Here is a 17,582-nt window from a genome sequence, read left to right as displayed (position 1 = left end):
GTAAAGGATTGAAGAAATTCACCGGGATTTGATATTAAACGTCTATTTAAAATTCGCTGACAAATATCATGAAGATTGTTTAAAAAAATAAATACATTTTTGCGTAATAAAAAAATTAATTTATATATTGCGGGACGATTAAAACAAAGATATATGGCGAAACATAAAGTCCATTACGAATTTCCAATGCACTGTTTATCAGAGATTCTGTACGAATACCTGGCCACTGCGGAGGGGTTGTCTGAATGGTTTGCGGATGAGGTAACAGAGAAAGGGGATGACTTTTTTTTCAGCTGGGGCGGAGGGCCCTCTGAGAAGGCGACTTTGATCAGGTATAAGCCTGAAGGCTTTGTGCGTTTCCGGTGGGAAGAAGATGAAGGAACGAAAAATTTCTTTGAAATGACAATCACCATTGATGATATTACCGAAGACCTTTCCCTGAATATTACCGACTTCTGCGAAGAAGGAGATGAAAATGAAAACGCCTTGTATTGGGATAACCTTATTGAAAATCTAAGAATTAAATTAGGTGCTGCCTAAACGTAGGCCGCACTGCATGATAAAACTGATGAACGATTTATCGTTCATTATTTTTTTATAAACAAATCAGAGACAAGTGGAAAATCAATATTTTACATCAGCCGAAATAGCAGTACGGAACAGGGCTTTTCTTTCAGGGGACGCCGTGAAGGCTTCCTTTTTTATCAGGAACGGGAATCTGATTATGGACGAAGAATGTTATTTCTTCCTGATGGCCTCCATGCGGAAGATGAGACTGAATATTCCTCTACGTTATACCCTGGAATTTTTCCAGTCGCTTTTCAGGAAAGAGGTGATCGAAGGAAAAGGCATGGTAAACGGGATTATCAATTTTCAGGTATTCCGGAATTCCGACGGTGTTACACTTTCAAAATCGTCTGTTTCCTATCTTTACGATGTAACTGAGAAAGAAGATGTGCTTGCCGTTCATGAAAGGGTCTTGGAAATGGACCTGATCAAGGAAATCAATGTGAATAACAACCTTTTAAGCAATATCCGTGTTCACAGTCCGGAAAATATTTACGGATCGATTTATGCCCAGGAAAATGACCTGGATGATGTTATTCTTCTCAACCCCAATAAAAGGATCGCCCGCACCACTACCGGGAATCTTCTGTTTCTGGAAGGAGACGTCATCAAAGTCCCGAAACAGACGGAAGGTGCTTACATTTCGCCTTTGATGGAAAATTTCGTGACCTTTCTCCATAAAAATAACCTGGCCGATATCCAGGAACACGAGATCATCGCCTTCGAATCGCAGAAAGCTGAGGAGATCCTGTTGATTTCCGATGAAAAAGGAATCTTCTCCGTAGGAAAGATCCGGAATAAAACATTCGGCAATACCCGTTTCAGGGAACTGACGGAGGACTGGAAAAACATTTTTTTATAACAGATATTTTCATATAAATTTATATAAATGAAACCCGGTCATGTTTGGCCGGGTTTATTGATAAGCGAGAAGCGTTATAAAAAATAAATGATACCTATTCTGTAAACATCCCGCTGAGCATGATAGTAACCAAGTAGTAAATCATCATATTGCTTTGTAAATCCTTTTGAAAAGATTCCCTCTATAATAAAATGTTTTGAAATTTTATAATTCATCCCCATATCTCCGCTTATACCGAATCTTTTACGGAAATAATATGGCTGGCTTTCCTCACTGTCAGGAATATAATTAAATTTTGGACCGATAATTATAGATAAATTATTGTAAATGTTAGCTTTATAATAAATAGGCATTTCCAAGAAAGTTATTGCGTCTGTATAGGAAATAACAAATCCGGATTGGATATATGATTTTTTTGTGATTTGTTTTTCCAAAGCTATTCCACCATAAAGTTCTCCTTCATTGCTTAGATAGCCTGATGGTTCGCTATTTTCATCTATTGCATTTACATTGGAGTAGTTCCAGCCTGTTTTTATACCGTACTTTACTGGATATTTTTGGGAGTATGTGAAAACAGCCGATAGTAAAAATAAGGCAATAAGGGAAGATCTGGAAAAGTTCATCTTAATTAATAAAATAAATTAATCCAATTCTATACACATCCCGGCGGGCATTATAGTAAGTTAATACCAAATCATCATATTGTTCGGTGAATCCTTTTGAAAAACATCCCTCTATAACAAAATGTTTTGAAACCTCATAATTTAGGCCAATGTCTCCGCTGATACCGAATCTTCTTCTGAAATAGTAAGGCTGGCTTTCTTCACTGTCAGGAATATAATTCAGTTTCGGACCTGCAATTAGAGACCATCTTTTATAAAAATTATATTTATAGTAAATGGGAAGTTCTAAAAACGTGACCCGATCAGTAAAAGAAATTAATAAGTTTGATTGAATACAGGATTTTTCGGAAATTTGTCTTTCAAACACAAAGCCTGCATAAGCTTCATCAATAATATCGCTAAGATATCCGGAAGATTCGCCTTTTTCATCTACTGCATTTACGTTGGAGTAATTCCAGCCGGCTTTTATACCATACTTTAGAGGATATTTCTGGGAATAAGTAAAAACAGAGGAAAGAAAAAATAATGTAATGAGGGAAGGTTTAGAAAAAATCATACTCTCCATCTTAATTAATAAAATAAATTAATCCTAATTTATAAACATCTCGTCTGGCCTGATAGTAGGTTAGTATCAAATCATCATATTGTTTTGTGAAACCTTTCGAAAAGCTACTTTCAATCATAAAGTGATCAGATATTTTGTAATTTAATCCAATGTCTCCACTGATACCGAATCTTTTTCGGAAATAATAAAAATTGTTATACTGTTCATCTGGAATATAATTAAGTTTCGGACCTATTATAAATGAAAATTTTCGGTAAAAATCATGCTTGTAATAGATGGGTAATTCAACAAATGTTACCGATTCAGTATATGATACCGTAGGAGCAACCTGCAGATATGATTTACTTGAAATTTGTTTCTTTAAAATAAAACCTGCGTAGGCCTCATCAATAATATCACTTACATAACCCGAAGGTTCACCTTTTTCATCCACAGCATTTACATTGGAGTAGTTCCAGCCTGCCTTTATACCATACTTTACTGGATATTTTTGGGAAAATAAAAAAGTTGAAAAGAATATCAGTGAAAATTTAAGAAATTTCTTGATACTCTTATCTTTGTTAGAATATATCATTCTGTTATGTGACTTATTTTCTAATTACAAATATTGATACTGAAATTATTAAAAATAATACGCAACACCTATTCTAAAAACATCTCTTTTAGCATCATAAAAAGTTAATATATTATCATCATATTGTTTGACAAGTTGCTTTGAGTAATAGACCTCGATATTAATCTTTTTAAAAATTTCAAAATCAACACCAAAATTAGCAGAAACACCCATTCTTCTTTTAAAATACAATGAATGATTATATTGTTCATCCGGTATATAATCAAGTTTTGGACCTCCAATTACAGATAGTTTTTTATAAAAATTGTACTTATAAAAGAAGGGAGCTTCTACAAAAGTAATGACATATGAGTATGATACCAAAGCTCCAGATTGGAGGTAGGATCTTTTTGTGATTTGTTTTTCTAAAACTAAACCCCCATACAATTCCCCGCCATTGCTCAAATATCCTGAAGGCTCTCCTTTTTCATCTATTGCATAAATATTAGAAAAGTTCCAGCCTGCTTTTATACCGTACTTTAAAGGATATTTTTGGGAGTAAGTGAAAACAGCCGAAAGTAAAAATAAAGCAATAAGAGAAGATTTAGAAAAGTTCATCTTAATTAATAAAATAAGTTAGTCCAATTCTATACACATCCCGGCGGGCATCATAGTAAGTTAATACCAAATCATCATACTGCCTGGTAACTCCTTTTGAAAAACTGCCCTCGATAACAAAATGTTTTGAAATCTCATAATTCAGTCCTATGTCTCCGCTGATACCGAATCTTCTTCTGAAATAGTAAGGCTGGCTTTCTTCACTGTCAGGAATATAATTCAGTTTCGGACCTGCAATTAGAGACCATCTTTTATAAAAATTATATTTATAGTAAATGGGAAGTTCTAAAAACGTGACCCGATCAGTAAAAGAAATTAATAAGTTTGTTTGAATATAGGATTTCACACAAACCTGCTTTTCTAATACAAAACCTGCGTAGGCCTCGTCAATAATATCACTTACATAACCCGAAGGTTCGCCTTTTTCATCTACAGCGTTTACATTGGAGTAGTTCCAGCCTGTTTTTATACCGTACTTTAAAGGATATTTTTGGGAGTAAGCAAAAATAGTTAAAAATAAAAACAAGACATTAAGGGATTTTCCCTCAATGCCTTTATGGAATTTAATATACTTCATTTTCATAAGAATTTCCTTCCTGTTTGTGTACGCTAAAGAAAACATTCTTTTTAACGGCCAAATCTCCGAGTAAATATTCTCTTTGCTTAACTTTTTTCCTTCTTTTTTCTTTACCGGTTAAGGATTGACTGCCATAATCATTACACTGATAGGCGGTTGCTGTTTTACCATAAAAACCAGTGTAAATGGTTGCTTTGAATTTCTTCCATTTCCCTTTTTTCTTTCTATACGATCTTGTGTAAGTTTTCATTAGTGTCTGCCCTGGGAAATTAGGAAAATGGGCATCTTTGAATTTATGTTTCCAAACTATTTTTCTTTCAGGACTAAATAAATATTCACCTTTATCCTTAATCTCACTATGGCAATAACCGCCTTGTGGAGCAGGAACAGTAGCAACAACGGTTACTCCTGAATCTTTATACGGTTCTACAGCTTGGGATACCTGTCCTTGAGTAGCCCCGTTGATGTTGATCGGCTGTTGCGTAGGGTTGGTAATGTTGTTTAATGCAGTCAGGATATCAGTTGCTGTTCCGATATCATTGATAGCAAAGCTTGCGTATCCCCAATCATATCTTTTATAAAGCGTGTAACCATTTTTGCAGTCACCAACAATAAATTCCGAGCCTAAGCTCAATAAAGCCCTTTCGGTCTCATCATCTATATAATATTCATCAGGAGAAGTATTTAAATCCCAGGCTCCGTCAACCTGCTGATCCAGCCACGCATCATCCAGATTTGCCAGATGTTGTCTGAGTGAGCAGAACTTCAATTCTTTTTCAAAATCAATTAGTGGTTGATTCTCGTCGAAATCTACCGATTCGGCATAATCATCTGCTTCCGTATCCGTCATACCTGCGGTCTGCTGATCGAAAGCGTCATTATAATCTTCAATCTGCTGATCTAATTTTACAATAGCGTTCTCGTAATCCTGCAGGGTAGGAAATATTAAGATGTTATTCTGGCATGAAGTCGCGAGACTGTTGTCCAGATTTACAGCCTTTATACCGGGAATAACAGTACTTGCCGTAGAATTCTCAAAAAAGTCACAAACGGATTTCCGTCCTTTAGCTGATGTTTTTGCATTTGAATTGGAGTTTGTTTCAGAATCAAATTCTCTCTCGGAAGAGCAGGAATAAATTAATGAGCTGGCTATCAGGCTCATGATTAAAGTTTTTTTCATATGAGTATTTTTTTTACTCGACAAAAATAGGTGAATTTTTATGGTACCACAAAAATATTTATGAACAAATTATTAATTTTTTTTAATCCCATGCTATTCAAAAAGTGGAGTTATTTGTTTTACAGATATTTTGCAAAATACTTTCTATACAATAAAAAATTCTAAATCAGTTAGATATATCACTCTAAATTGACAAACCCGGTAAACAACCTCTGACAGTCCTTTACCGGGTTTTATTCTGAACAGGTCAGAATTTGTATTTTTATTTTAGTATTCTTTAAAAATTTCTGTAAATTTTCGGGCAATTTCCTGTCGGCCTTTTTCGCTGGTCAGGTATTCCCGGTCTTTGGTACTGTTCATAAAACCCAGCTCTACCAGTACCGTCGGTGCTTTGGATTCTCTTAAAATATGGAGGTTTTTCTCGCCGGCAATAAAGCTTGGATTAAATTTTTGGGAAATTTTTTCTGCCAGTTTCCGGGAAGCATCTGTATTTTGGGTGAAAATTTCCTGTCCGGACCTTTCCGATTCTTTATGGGGGCTGCTGTTCATATGCAGGGAAATAACCATTTCAGGATTCAGCTTGTTGATCAGTGTCGTGCGATCACTCAGCGGGCTTTCGGTATCATAATCCCGTGTCAGAATCACTTCATAGGTATTTTGAGTGCTGTTGAACTTCTGAATTTCTTTACCGATACGGAGAACGATGTCTTTTTCGTAAACACCTTCCCGGGTACTTCCCATATCGGTTCCGCCGTGGCCGGCATCGATAACGATCAGTTTTTTATTTTCAGGAGTAAAAGATAAAAAGGCTGCTGCGAAAAAAGAGGCCGCAAAAAGTTTTATTCCTTTCATATCGTCTGGATTTTGGTCTAACAAATAACGGAAATCTTAACCTTAAACTTTGTTAATGGATTCCTAAAGTTTGTTAAACTTTTATACGGATAATATAGGGGATTATCTAATTCAGTGAAATGTCTTCAGGAGAATTGGCCCAGAGCAGGAATTCTCCGCCCAGGTTCTGCATGATGGATTTCCATAAAGTCTGGTCATTGGGTAAAGTATAATCCAGATTATAAACGTCTACAACCGTCCATACTTTCCGCTGGATTTCACCGTCCAGTTGCAGGGCGGTCCATCCGGAATATCCTGAGAATATTTTCACATCGTTGATGTCCAGCTCTTCGTTCAGGACGGCACTGATAATCTTTTCGATATCTTCGGTAAGATAAAATTCAGGGGTAATTTCCGTATAGGCTTCAGTTACTTTTTTACCCTTTACAATAAAGAAAACCTTGTCGTTTTCTACAGGGCCGCCGTCGTAGACCTCGATTTTAAAATCAAAAAAATCTTTGAACTTACTGCTCATCTGGCTGTTCTTCTTGTTCAATATTAAACCGAACGCACCATTTTCGTTATGCTCTACAACGAGGACTACCGAGCGGGAAAAAATATCGCCGGAAATGTCAGGGGTGGAAATTAATATTTTACCTTTGTAAGAGTAATTCATACTCAAATTTAATAAAAAATATTTATGGAAAACCTGCACGATAAGAGAAAAGTGTATGATAAATCCCAACTTATTGAAAGTGAGATAAAACAAAACCCTATTGAGCAGTTTCGGGATTGGTATCTGGAAGCAGGAGAGAATCCGGATATTTCCGAGGCCAATGCCATGGCGGTTTCTACGGTGGAAGAAGACGGCTGCCCGCGTACCCGGATGGTTTTGCTGAAAGCCTATACGCATGAAGGGTTTATTTTTTACACCAATTACGACAGTAAAAAAGGCCGTGCCATAGAGAAAACCCATAAAGCCTGTCTTCATTTTTTCTGGCCGGGTCTTGAGCGGCAGATCATTATTAAGGCAGAGCTGGAGCGTGTAGCGGAAAACCTCAGTGACGGGTATTTCCATTCACGTCCGAAAGGAAGCCAGCTGGGTGCCGTAGTTTCTCCTCAGAGCAGGGAAATCCCGGACCGCAGGTTTCTGGAAGCGAGACTGAAAGAACTGGAGCTGGAGTATGCAGATACGGAGGTGCCGAGACCCGAAAACTGGGGCGGATACCTGGCAAAGCCTTATGAAATTGAATTCTGGCAGGGAAGGCCCAACCGGCTCCACGACCGGATTATATATGAACTAACGCAAGACTTCGACTGGAAAATCTCCAGACTGGCACCTTGAATTATCAATTATTAATGTGAACCCCAAGTAGAATTCGCATGAAAAGGCTGGAAGAGGAGTGCCGGATGCCGGAAGTTTCTCTTATCAAAAATAGGATCAAAGTTCCTGATGATAAACTGCATCTTTTGTCATTCTACCAAAAGTCCTTCTGTTTAAATCCTGAATTAAACAGCATTAATTTTATCTTTAATTAAATAATAGCTTGAATATAAGCTAAATATGATCAAAATTATAATCTTAAGTCCTGAAGGGACGGCTTATCACAGAATAGGATAAGATCCTGTCAGAAGCATGGAACATTGATTTATCCTACGAAGGGTCATTCTATTTAATTTCCTGACTGAATTAACCTTATTTAAAAAAAAAAAATAATTAAATATCTGAATATTAGTTGAATACAGCCAAATTTACGCTATTTTAAATCAGAACATAAAAAAAACCTCATCGCCTGATGAGGTTTATTTTTGTAATCGGAGTGATTATTTTTTCTTTTTACCGGCAGCAGGAGCAGGAGCGTTTGCTGAAGCTACGGCTGATGAAAGATCAGCACCTGCCTTGAACTTAGCAACTGTTTTTGCTTCGATGTTGATCGGCTTTTTCGTTGCAGGGTTGATTCCCTGTCTTGCAGCTCTTTCAGCTACAGAGAAAGTACCGAATCCTACTAAAGAAACCTTTCCGTCTTTTTTCTTCAAAGTAGTCATTACGTTGTTAATGAATGATTCTAAAGCAGCTTTAGCCGCCACTTTGGAAATCCCTGCATCCTTTGCGATTGCGTCGATTAATTCAGACTTGTTCATAATTTTTATTATTAAAGTTAGTTCGTTATAAGAGCAAATATAATACTATTTTGTAAATGTGCAATTTTAATGCAAAAAAATAATTAATTTTTTTAATTTTAAGTAAAATTGGTTAAAATATGATAATTTGATATTTTACGAAAAATCTACGTTACCCGTTACTAAAATCATGCCAATTGCTTATCTGTATTGACTTTAGTAAAATGTGAATTTTATTTTTGCTATTTATTAAATCCTGAATTTGATAGCAAGAATTAATGGTTTTGAGGATATGGTTATAAATTCGGTAACTAAAATCTTCAAAAATTACATTTAAAGAAATTAAACTGCTGTGTATCTGTTAGTTTTAAATTCATTTTAAAAGTCGGTTTTGTAAATTATTATTAATAAATTTGCATCATGTTAATAGAAGTTTTTAAGTCTAAAATTCACAGGGTGAGAGTTACGGCTTCTGACCTTAATTATATTGGAAGCATTACCATCGATGAAGAGCTGATTGAAGCTGCAGGTTTGGTTGTGGGAGAGCGGGTTTATATTGTAAATGTAAACAACGGTGAACGTTTTGATACGTATGTGATCAAAGGGAAGAGAAAATCGGGCGAGGTTTGCCTTAACGGCCCTGCTGCCAGAAAAGTACAGAGGGACGACATTATCATCATTATTGCCTATGCACAGATGACCCCTGAAGAAGCACAGGTTTTCCAGCCTAAAATTGTATTTCCGGATGAAAAAACCAACCTTTTGACGTAACCGGATGGACAAAAAATCAAAAAAGCCTTTAAAAACAATCCTTACCATTGTAATATCGCTTGCTTTTGCAGGCTTTTTTTTATGGTTTGCCTTAAAAGGACTGGATTTTAAAGTCATTCAGAAGTCTCTGGCAAAAGCAAATTACTGGTGGGTTTTGTTTGCCGCCTGTTTCGGGATTGCCGCCTACTGGTTCAGGGCCATCCGCTGGAACCTGATGCTGGAACCGATGGGGCACCCTATTTCAAATTCAAATGCTCTATGGTCAATTTCCTTTGGGTATTTAATGAACCTCACCATTCCGAGGAGCGGGGAAATAGCAAGAGCTACTGCTTTGTATGGAGTTGAAAAAGTGCCTGCCGATAAATCTATTGGAACAATTATCTTGGAGAGAGTTGTAGATTTGGCTTGCATGTTTATTGTTTTAGGACTTACTCTAATTTTTAAATTTGATACAATTATTTCTTTTTGGAAGTACATTGAAAAGGAATTTTTTAAGAAAGTGGAAAATTTGATTTTTTACTTTTATATGTTTATTATTTTCCTAACAGTTTTTCTAATCATATTCATTGTATTTAGAAAGAAACTAAAAAATAATCACATTTATAAAAAAGTTATAGGAGTTATATTGGGAATTCTTGAAGGTCTAAAAACAATTTTTAAATTAAAACAAAAAGGAAAATTCATCCTTTATACCATAGGCATCTGGGTTTCCTATTATTTTGCAGCATACCTGGTTTGCTTTGCGCTGCCTGAAACGTCGGATTTTACTTTTGATGACGGTTTCCTGATTCTGGTCGTAGGAACCTTCGGAATGATTATTCCGGCAAGCGGCGGAATCGGTGCTTTTAACCTCGCGATGAAATACGGATTCATGGCTTTGTTCATTTCTATGGGAAGAAGCGGCGAACTGGGAGGCGAAATAGGACTCACCTATTCGTTCATCTCGCTGCCACTGCAGATTGTAATCATGCTGGTGATGGGTCTGATTTCCATCCCGATGCTCGCTAAAGCAAGAAACCGGCTGACCGAAAATACGGCACCCGAATCATAACAAAACAACAATAATTCTAAATCCGGCAGCACGCCGGATTTTTTTTGCCTTAAATTTTATTCCCATTTCATTTGGAAAATTGCCGGATGAATATTAATTTAGAGGGAACAACACCTCATATTATGGCAATTAATTTACAGAAAGGTCAGCGGATCGAATTAGGGTTTACCAAAATGACCATCGGTCTTGGCTGGGACCCTAATGAAGGGATGGGATATGATTTTGACCTGGATGCTTCCGCAATCATGATTGGTTCCGACCGGAAACTGATCGGTGAAGACTATTTCGTCTTCTACAACAACCTGAATTCTCCCGACGGTGCCCTCACCCATACCGGGGATGATCCCAGCGGCAAAAACAGCGACGGCGATGATGACGAAGCCATTATTCTGGATCTGGAAAAAGTAGACCCGCGGGTAGAGGAAATCCTTTTTGTGGTAACGATTGAAGATTTTGAAAGACGAAAGCAGAACTTCGGGCAGGTGAGGAATTCATACATCCGGATTATCGATAACCTGACGCATCAGGAAATTGCAAAGTACGAACTCGATGAGGATTTCTCGATAGAAACGGGAATCGAATTCGGCAGGTTGTACAAACGCGGCGGCAGCTGGAAATTTGAAGCTTCCGGAATCGGCTACCGTGCGGATCTCAGCTTTTTTCTTGAAAAATATTACAAAGGACAAATCATCAAATAATATGGCGATCAATTTGCAAAAAGGGCAGACCATCAATCTCCGCAAAAGCGAGCGCGGAGACGAAGTGTACGATCTTTCATCCGTGACCATCGGTCTGGGCTGGGACGTAAAGAAATGCGGAGGGTTCTTCAGCCGTCTGCTGGGGATTAACAGCGGTCCGGAATATGATCTGGATGCCATCGCTTTTCTTCTCGACCACAACGGAAAGGTGGCCAACATGGGCAAAACCTGTCCGGCAGGCAATGGAAAAGAGATTGTTTTATATAAAGGCGACGTTATTTATTTCAACTCCATGCGCCATCCGAGCGGAAAGATCTGGCTGACCGGCGACAACAGGACCGGAGCCGGTGAAGGCGATGATGAACAGATCATTGTAAAATTAGACGAGCTCGATGAACGCTACCAGAAGATCCTGTTTGTGGTCTCAATCTATCAGGGGCTTACCCACCGTCAGCACTTCGGGATGATCGAAAATGCTTTTATCCGGGCAGTGGATGCGGGAGGAAAGGAAATTACCAAATTCAGCCTTTCCGGTGACGACAGCATGAAAGGCATGTGCTCCATGGTTTTTGCTGAAGCCTACCGCCACAACGGCGACTGGAAGTTCCGCGCGATCGGGGAACCGCACCGCACGGACAATTTTATCGATGTACTTGTCCCGTATACGTATTAGCGGATAGCTTCTGGCAGCTGATAGGGCAGCCGCAATAATTTAATCTTCAGCATCAAATTCTGAGGAGTGAAAGATCTGCGCCATCTGCAAAGTCTGCATGCGTTTTTTCTGACGCAAAGATTTCTATCATAAGTCTGCATATTTCAAGTGAGCAAAGAGTGAATCAGCAAGCTGATTTTGACGAAGCGTATACGTACGCTTCGCGTGGCAAATTCATTTGTCTTAACTTCTAATTTTAAAGTTGTGGAAATTCATCTTTGCGTTAAAAAGATCCACAACAAAAAATTTGCAAAATCAGCGTGATAATCTATTTCAGTGCTATTTTCAGGCCCATTTCGTTCTTCATATACAGCAGGACTTCCGCATTTCCCCTGGCATCATCTACCGGATGATGGGTATGTGCCGTTTTTCTCAGATGCTTCCATTGGGCAAACGTGTCTTTTTCCAGCCCGCAATACAGGTCGGCCAGCCTTCGTGATGAAAACCCGAATGGATTCCGTCCGGTAAAATGATGGAAATACCAGCAGATGAACATCCAGTCGAAACCGTTGTTGTCGCTGATGAAAACCGGCCGGCCTTTGGAATTTTCCTCAATCCAGGCTGCAAAATTCAGCATTACCTCTTTCGGATCATCGAAATCCCAGGTTTCTTCCCTTGTGAATCCAGAAACTGCCAGCGCATCAGGATTAAAATTTCCGGAAATGGGCTTTAATTTTCCGTAAAAGGTTTTGTCCAGATGTTCATCTACCAGGACCGCTCCGAAACAGACCATCGAAAAATCCCCGGGAATCGGCCCGTCCGATTCGATATCAACTGCAATGTAGCTCATGTTCTGTGTTTTTGATTTAATTTTTAACCTGACGAATATATTAAAAAATTACCTCTGAAAATCCGGAATTTATGAAAGTTCAAAAAAACCTCTTTTACCGATTCTGATTTTTATTCCCTGCTGCAATTCAATTTCTTCCTGAGGATCGGTTTTGGTCACCCTATTGATTTTGACGCCGCCATTTTCGATCAGTCTCCGGACAAAAGATTTGCTTTCCCCGTTTTTCAGACGATGGCATAATTCCACCAGGTTTATGGTACGCTGTGCGGGAAAAACAGAATCGATGGAGACTGCTTCAAAAGCCTGTTCTTGCGGGTTTTTATTCTGGAACTGGCTGATAAAGAACCGGTCTGCATGTTCTGCTGCCTCCGGATGATGGTACTGCCGGACAATATTTCCGGCAATGAGTTTCTTAATATTCATTGGGTTTTCTCCGTTTCTGATCCTCTGTTTCAGTGCTTCTTTTTCGTCAGGTGAAAAGTCGGTGGTTAAATCGATAAACTCATCAATTAAAGAATCGGGAATGGACATGGCTTTTCCGAACATCTCGTTCGGTTCATCGGTTAACCCGATGGTGTTGTTTAACGATTTGCTCATTTTCTCCCTGCTGTCCAGTCCTTTCAGCAGGGGCATGCACATCACGGTCTGCGGCGGTTGCCCATGGCTTTCCTGCAATTGCCTTCCCATGGTGCAATTAAAGAGCTGATCGGTTCCGCCCATTTCGATATCGCAGCTGATCTGTACCGAATCAAATCCCTGTAAAACCGGGTACATCAGTTCGTGCATGGCAATCGGGGTGTTTTCGGCAAATCTTTTACTGAAATCCTTCCGGTGCATCAGCCGGGCAACGGTAACTTTGGACATCAGCTGAATGATGTCGGAAAAAGGCAAGGAGTCCAGCCATTCGGAATTAAAAACAATTTTTGTCTTCTCCACATCAATCACTTTGGAAAGCTGGCTGATGTAGGTTTCCGCATTGTGCCGGACTTCCCCGGCAGTTAGAGGTTTTCGGGCTTTATTTTTACCGGTCGGATCACCGATTCTTGCCGTGAAGCTTCCGACCACGATCACGATCTGATGACCCAGTTCCTGAAACTGCTTCAGCTTTTTCAGCACGACGGCGTGTCCAAGATGCAGATCCGGAGCGGTGGGATCGAAGCCCAGCTTGATGATGAGCTTCCTGTTTTCTTTTCCGGCCTGTACTAATTTTTCTTCCAGACCATTTTCAGGCAGAATAATTTCTGTGTTTTCTTTTAATGTACTGATCATTTTTTGAATTTTAAGCATGAAAAAACCCGGACGAATGGTCCGGGTTCCTTATTATTTGAGTTGAATTTTTTTACTGAAATAAATTTACAGAAGCTTTCCCGAACCATAAGCCGGGTAGTAATAATTGCTGAAAAAAGGCAATCGCAATATAGAGTTTAGTTGCTTCATTGATGCAAATATAGAAGTTTTTATTGATCCTGTGAAAAAATATTCAGGTTATAAATGGGACAGCATTAGAATATTTCCTTTATAAAACTTGGTATCATCATACAATATGGAAAAATGATGATGGATCTCCGCTGCCGGGAATTCACCGGATTTTTTTTCATGAACAGCTGCTTCAGCGATTGTGTACAGGTCTTTATTACCGGATTTCAGATAGTCGAAATGAAAGTTGGCCCGGCTGTCTTCATTGGCTAATCCTGAAAAAAAGATTCCGTAGATCAGGAAGCGGTTAAATGCTCCGGCCTCCGCTTTGTAGCCCAAACTGATGCGGAAATGTTTTTCATAACCGGACAGGATCTGATGAAATGCCTGCACATCCAATGAATCCGGAATTTCATGGAAAATATCGATTCCATGAGTAAACACCAGGCTTTTAAGTTTTTCAGGATCCGTACCGCATGTGGCATCAAACCATCGGAAAAGATCCTGCAGTTCTTCTTTTGAAAGATGATCGATATGGTCCAGCGCTTTCTTCTTGATCAGTTCCAGGCTTGTCTTTTTATCATCCTTTAAGAAGGGAAGTACCTGTGTTTCTTCACGGCAGAGTCTGTTGTACAAATTGATTTTTGCAACAACCGGATTGGTCTTAATGAAATAGAGTTTTTCTGCCATATATTATGTGATGCCTTGTATTTCAGCAATTTCATTACTAAGATAATGAAAAAAACAGATGAAACGGCAGACTTTCATAATTTCGCAGATTTTTAATTATCTTTGATCACATCATCTTTCGGATTCAAAATGAAAATGTAAACCTTCTTGTACTTTGAAAGTGAAAATACAAATGAGATTTGCTGAATCCGTTTAAGGACATTTTTAAATTAAGTTTAGACCCTGATTTTCCAATTATAAGATTATTGCGACTGCGGATCGAAATACGCTTTGAAAGTCAGCGGATCTTCCGAATAATGTTCTGCTGTTTCCAGATATTCATGGTATTCTTCAGGGTGCATCTCCATATATACCATGACGATTGCCAGATTGGTGTACAGGTTCTTATCAGCAGATCCCAGCTTTAATGCATGCTGTAAGTACTCCAGTGCTTTTTCATTTTCCCCCATATCGGAATAGATGGCTCCGATATTGATCAGAGCGGCGGTATTCTGAGGTTCTGCCGATAAAATATCGTCCAGCTCCTTAATCAGCAGATCGTTGATTTCATCCCAGTGGTCTTCGTTTTCCCAACGCTTGGCCTGGAATTTCTTTACGTTTTTTAATCTTGTAATGATATCAGTCATAAGACGTTTTCCTTTTAATTAAAAATTATATACAAATACTAACCGGACAGGAATATTGGAAACATCGTCTGCGTGATCATCATACATAATCGGAGTAAAATAAATCCTGATCCAGGTTGTGCTTTCCTCATAATCACTCCTGCTTAGAATATGTCCGTAACTGATTTCTCCCAGGATTCTGTTGTAATTTGTCTTGGGATGGTTGCCGTATTCCGATGATCCGACGAAAATTTTCGAATAGCTTGCGCCGATTCCGATATTAGTCGATCTGTGAAATTTCCATAACACTTCCACGGGCAAATTGATATGCGCAAAATTGGGAACGGAGTTTTCCGGATGTTTACTTTCTTCGTCACCCGAGCTGGGCACATATCCCGCTTTTAGACCTGTATTAACTGAAAGCTGAGAAAAACTGAACACGGATCTTGTATAGCCGATATGCAGAAACCCCAGATTTCCCAACAGGCCGAATTCAATATTGTTTTTAAGTTCCTGTGAATGGTAAGTGCCAAAGCCCAGTATAAAAACCAGGAATGTGAGGATTATTTTTTTCAAAAGACAGGCTGTAAGTTTAGTTTTTACCGCCGGAAGATAAGAAAATCCTTTGACAAAGTTTAAAATGATCTCTAATCGATTTCAAATATTGCCGAAAGTTTTTCAAATTTCGAGAGGTTGATGAACTGTTCCTGCGTAAGCTTTACGACTTCATCGTTTTTGACGTATTCAATCCCGGTCACCTCGGTATATCGGTTAGAAGCCACGTCTATCTGGGTTAAGGAATGGGAAGGAAGTATGACGGATATTTTGTTTTCGCCTTCAGGATGACCGCTCAGCTTTATCTTGTCTTCAGCTTTTTTAAAGTCTTTTACACGGGACGCTTTGCTTGAAAGCAGCGTGATATTTTTATGATAGATCCCTTCTTCTTCCCGATAGAAAGAAGTGCTGCTTCCGGAAGAAGGAAGAGTCAGAATAATTTTCTGATCTTCAGAAGTCGTATTTTTTACATAAAAATACATTCCGATAGAACAGCTGTTCATGATAAAAAGTTGGGACAGGAACAGGAAGATTTTGAAATATCTTGTCATGGAATTAAATTTTTTTTATCCATAACGGTAAATCAGATGAAAAATTTTCTTTTTTTAGAATTCATAAATTATCTCTACTTCATCCGCTAGTATGAAATAATCAGATTCTCCCTTTAAAGGATTGTAACCTGAAGGTTTAGGTGTGATTATATCGATAAAAGCTGAGGGATTGAATTGCTTTTACTCTATTTAAACCAACTGTTTCTCCATTTTAATATCCGCCCTTTCGTACAAGCCTGGTTCGAGCAGGATTTCCCGGAATCCGTATTTTTTATAAAGGTGTATGGCAGACTGTAATTTCGTATTGGAATACAGGATCAGTTTTTCAATGGACTGTTCTTCTGCAAACCGGATGCAGTACTCAAGTAAAGCGGTTCCTATGCCGTGGCCCTGGGCTTTTCCGGAAACGGCCATTTTACCGAGTTCGAAAACAGATTTGGTTTTTTTCAGTAAGGAAGCAGTCCCCACAATTTCACCTTCCAGTTTTGCGTAAAAGATGAATCCGCCTTTGTCTATGATTTCCTTTTTCGGATCGGATAATGAAATCCGGTCCCCTTCCTCGATCCGGAAATATTTTTCCAGCCATTCATAGTTGAGGATTTTGATAGGATCCTTCAGATCATCAGAGAAGGGGATGATTTCAATCGGGTGAGCATGTTTCATAAAGGTCCGTATTTTTCGTTGTTTGATCTGAAGTTTTTTTATTTTCAATCTCTTTTTTCACTTTTTCATAGTCATGATTTACGCCTGTATCTTCTCATCAAGTAATTCAAAAATTCTGATATCTCTCTTTAAAATCAGCCCCATTCTCATATTCCGCGGGGTTCACAAAAGTAATGACCCCGATATTTGAACTTAGTTTTTGTTTTAAATCATGCAAATATATTTCAGCCAGGGCGATGGTACCGTCTATCGTCAGGCTGAATATGGTTTTGTTGTCATCCGTTAGATTGACGCCAAAAGAAATTTTGTCGGGATTGTCAACATATTGGCTCCAATAGAACGTTTGGCTGATATGATCCGTATCCACAAAGTATTCAATCATCTCTTCATTGCTTTCAAATCCTTTTTCACTATCCTGTCTGTAAGTATAATCCAGATTTAACGGCTCATATTTCGGGAGATACAAATTCAACAGGCTGAATATCTTTTCGGATGACTTTCCGTCAAAATAAATCTGGCAGACAATGTCTGGTATAAATTCCATTCTTCAAATTTAAAATAAAAACCATTAAGCTAATCAACT

General features: G+C 38.5%; 24 protein-coding genes. 7 read left to right on the top strand and 17 right to left on the bottom strand.

The window, feature by feature from the left end; all coding sequences use genetic code 11:
- The first annotated feature begins 153 nt into the window (after positions 1–153).
- Positions 154–540, top strand: coding sequence for an START-like domain-containing protein (locus CHA01nite_RS09970; protein WP_146941168.1), 387 nt, complete (start codon positions 154–156; stop codon positions 538–540).
- Between the two features lie 76 nt (positions 541–616).
- Positions 617–1,429, top strand: a complete 813-nt coding sequence (locus tag CHA01nite_RS09965; protein WP_146941167.1) for an aminotransferase class IV — start codon at positions 617–619, stop codon at positions 1,427–1,429.
- Between the two features lie 74 nt (positions 1,430–1,503).
- Here CHA01nite_RS09965 and CHA01nite_RS09960 read toward each other — a convergent pair whose 3' ends face one another.
- The 8 genes from CHA01nite_RS09960 to CHA01nite_RS09925 all read right to left on the bottom strand — a co-directional run bounded on the left by CHA01nite_RS09960 (position 1,504) and on the right by CHA01nite_RS09925 (position 7,052).
- On the bottom strand, positions 1,504–2,052 hold the full coding sequence (locus CHA01nite_RS09960) for a hypothetical protein (protein ID WP_146941166.1): 549 nt from the start codon (positions 2,050–2,052) through the stop codon (positions 1,504–1,506).
- A 1-nt stretch (position 2,053) separates the two neighbouring features.
- Positions 2,054–2,608 (bottom strand): outer membrane beta-barrel protein, encoded by a 555-nt coding sequence (locus CHA01nite_RS09955; RefSeq protein ID WP_170234713.1) that lies wholly within the window; start codon positions 2,606–2,608, stop codon positions 2,054–2,056.
- A 10-nt stretch (positions 2,609–2,618) separates the two neighbouring features.
- Positions 2,619–3,191 carry a hypothetical protein gene (locus tag CHA01nite_RS09950; protein ID WP_146941164.1) on the bottom strand — a complete coding sequence of 191 codons (573 nt, stop codon included), beginning with the start codon at positions 3,189–3,191 and terminating at the stop codon, positions 2,619–2,621.
- 48 nt (positions 3,192–3,239) lie between these two features.
- Positions 3,240–3,788 (bottom strand): PorT family protein, encoded by a 549-nt coding sequence (locus CHA01nite_RS09945; RefSeq protein WP_146941163.1) that lies wholly within the window; start codon positions 3,786–3,788, stop codon positions 3,240–3,242.
- A gap of 1 nt (position 3,789) precedes the next feature.
- Positions 3,790–4,365, bottom strand: coding sequence for an outer membrane beta-barrel protein (locus tag CHA01nite_RS09940; RefSeq protein ID WP_170234712.1), 576 nt, complete (start codon positions 4,363–4,365; stop codon positions 3,790–3,792).
- Complete coding sequence (locus CHA01nite_RS09935; RefSeq protein WP_146941161.1) at positions 4,352–5,545, bottom strand: hypothetical protein; 1,194 nt, start codon at positions 5,543–5,545, stop codon at positions 4,352–4,354. The genes CHA01nite_RS09940 and CHA01nite_RS09935 overlap by 14 nt, the downstream gene beginning before the upstream one ends.
- A gap of 267 nt (positions 5,546–5,812) precedes the next feature.
- Entirely contained in the window at positions 5,813–6,397 is a 585-nt protein-coding gene (locus tag CHA01nite_RS09930) for an N-acetylmuramoyl-L-alanine amidase family protein (protein WP_146941160.1), read from the bottom strand.
- Positions 6,398–6,503: 106 nt separating this feature from the next.
- Complete coding sequence (locus CHA01nite_RS09925; protein WP_146941159.1) at positions 6,504–7,052, bottom strand: YqgE/AlgH family protein; 549 nt, start codon at positions 7,050–7,052, stop codon at positions 6,504–6,506.
- A 24-nt stretch (positions 7,053–7,076) separates the two neighbouring features.
- Between CHA01nite_RS09925 and pdxH the strand changes: the two genes are divergently transcribed.
- Positions 7,077–7,721, top strand: a complete 645-nt coding sequence (gene pdxH / locus CHA01nite_RS09920; protein WP_146941158.1) for a pyridoxamine 5'-phosphate oxidase — start codon at positions 7,077–7,079, stop codon at positions 7,719–7,721.
- 479 nt (positions 7,722–8,200) lie between these two features.
- Here pdxH and CHA01nite_RS09915 read toward each other — a convergent pair whose 3' ends face one another.
- Complete coding sequence (locus tag CHA01nite_RS09915; RefSeq protein WP_146941157.1) at positions 8,201–8,518, bottom strand: HU family DNA-binding protein; 318 nt, start codon at positions 8,516–8,518, stop codon at positions 8,201–8,203.
- A 399-nt stretch (positions 8,519–8,917) separates the two neighbouring features.
- Here CHA01nite_RS09915 and panD point away from each other — a divergent pair, with 399 nt between their 5' ends.
- The 4 genes from panD (at position 8,918) to CHA01nite_RS09895 (ending at position 11,690) form a co-directional block, all read left to right on the top strand.
- Positions 8,918–9,268, top strand: coding sequence for an aspartate 1-decarboxylase (gene panD / locus CHA01nite_RS09910; RefSeq protein WP_146941156.1), 351 nt, complete (start codon positions 8,918–8,920; stop codon positions 9,266–9,268).
- 4 nt (positions 9,269–9,272) lie between these two features.
- Positions 9,273–10,319 (top strand): lysylphosphatidylglycerol synthase transmembrane domain-containing protein, encoded by a 1,047-nt coding sequence (locus CHA01nite_RS09905; RefSeq protein ID WP_146941155.1) that lies wholly within the window; start codon positions 9,273–9,275, stop codon positions 10,317–10,319.
- A 122-nt stretch (positions 10,320–10,441) separates the two neighbouring features.
- Positions 10,442–11,017, top strand: coding sequence for a TerD family protein (locus CHA01nite_RS09900; RefSeq protein ID WP_146941154.1), 576 nt, complete (start codon positions 10,442–10,444; stop codon positions 11,015–11,017).
- A gap of 1 nt (position 11,018) precedes the next feature.
- Positions 11,019–11,690: a TerD family protein gene (locus tag CHA01nite_RS09895; protein WP_146941153.1), complete on the top strand. Its 672-nt coding sequence runs from the start codon at positions 11,019–11,021 to the stop codon at positions 11,688–11,690.
- 307 nt (positions 11,691–11,997) lie between these two features.
- On the opposite strand, the gene CHA01nite_RS09890 is transcribed toward CHA01nite_RS09895, so the two are convergent.
- The 8 genes from CHA01nite_RS09890 to CHA01nite_RS09855 all read right to left on the bottom strand — a co-directional run bounded on the left by CHA01nite_RS09890 (position 11,998) and on the right by CHA01nite_RS09855 (position 17,543).
- On the bottom strand, positions 11,998–12,519 hold the full coding sequence (locus CHA01nite_RS09890) for a 3'-5' exonuclease (RefSeq protein WP_146941152.1): 522 nt from the start codon (positions 12,517–12,519) through the stop codon (positions 11,998–12,000).
- A gap of 69 nt (positions 12,520–12,588) precedes the next feature.
- Positions 12,589–13,788: a tyrosine--tRNA ligase gene (gene tyrS / locus CHA01nite_RS09885; RefSeq protein ID WP_146941151.1), complete on the bottom strand. Its 1,200-nt coding sequence runs from the start codon at positions 13,786–13,788 to the stop codon at positions 12,589–12,591.
- Between the two features lie 216 nt (positions 13,789–14,004).
- Entirely contained in the window at positions 14,005–14,625 is a 621-nt protein-coding gene (locus CHA01nite_RS09880) for a hypothetical protein (protein WP_146941150.1), read from the bottom strand.
- Between the two features lie 242 nt (positions 14,626–14,867).
- On the bottom strand, positions 14,868–15,251 hold the full coding sequence (locus CHA01nite_RS09875; RefSeq protein ID WP_146941149.1) for a tetratricopeptide repeat protein: 384 nt from the start codon (positions 15,249–15,251) through the stop codon (positions 14,868–14,870).
- Between the two features lie 18 nt (positions 15,252–15,269).
- Complete coding sequence (locus tag CHA01nite_RS09870) at positions 15,270–15,806, bottom strand: hypothetical protein (RefSeq protein ID WP_146941148.1); 537 nt, start codon at positions 15,804–15,806, stop codon at positions 15,270–15,272.
- Between the two features lie 71 nt (positions 15,807–15,877).
- The gene (locus CHA01nite_RS09865; protein WP_146941147.1) at positions 15,878–16,336 is read right to left on the bottom strand and encodes a hypothetical protein; all 459 of its coding nucleotides are present in this window, start codon (positions 16,334–16,336) and stop codon (positions 15,878–15,880) included.
- Positions 16,337–16,525: 189 nt separating this feature from the next.
- The gene (locus CHA01nite_RS09860) at positions 16,526–16,999 is read right to left on the bottom strand and encodes a GNAT family N-acetyltransferase (RefSeq protein WP_146941146.1); all 474 of its coding nucleotides are present in this window, start codon (positions 16,997–16,999) and stop codon (positions 16,526–16,528) included.
- A 106-nt stretch (positions 17,000–17,105) separates the two neighbouring features.
- Entirely contained in the window at positions 17,106–17,543 is a 438-nt protein-coding gene (locus tag CHA01nite_RS09855) for a hypothetical protein (RefSeq protein ID WP_146941145.1), read from the bottom strand.
- Positions 17,544–17,582: the final 39 nt, after the last annotated feature.

Source organism: Chryseobacterium hagamense (assembly GCF_007991455.1).
Taxonomy (GTDB): domain Bacteria; phylum Bacteroidota; class Bacteroidia; order Flavobacteriales; family Weeksellaceae; genus Chryseobacterium; species Chryseobacterium hagamense.
Note: the sequence above shows the minus strand (reverse complement) of the source record. Positions and strands in the feature narration are given on the sequence as shown.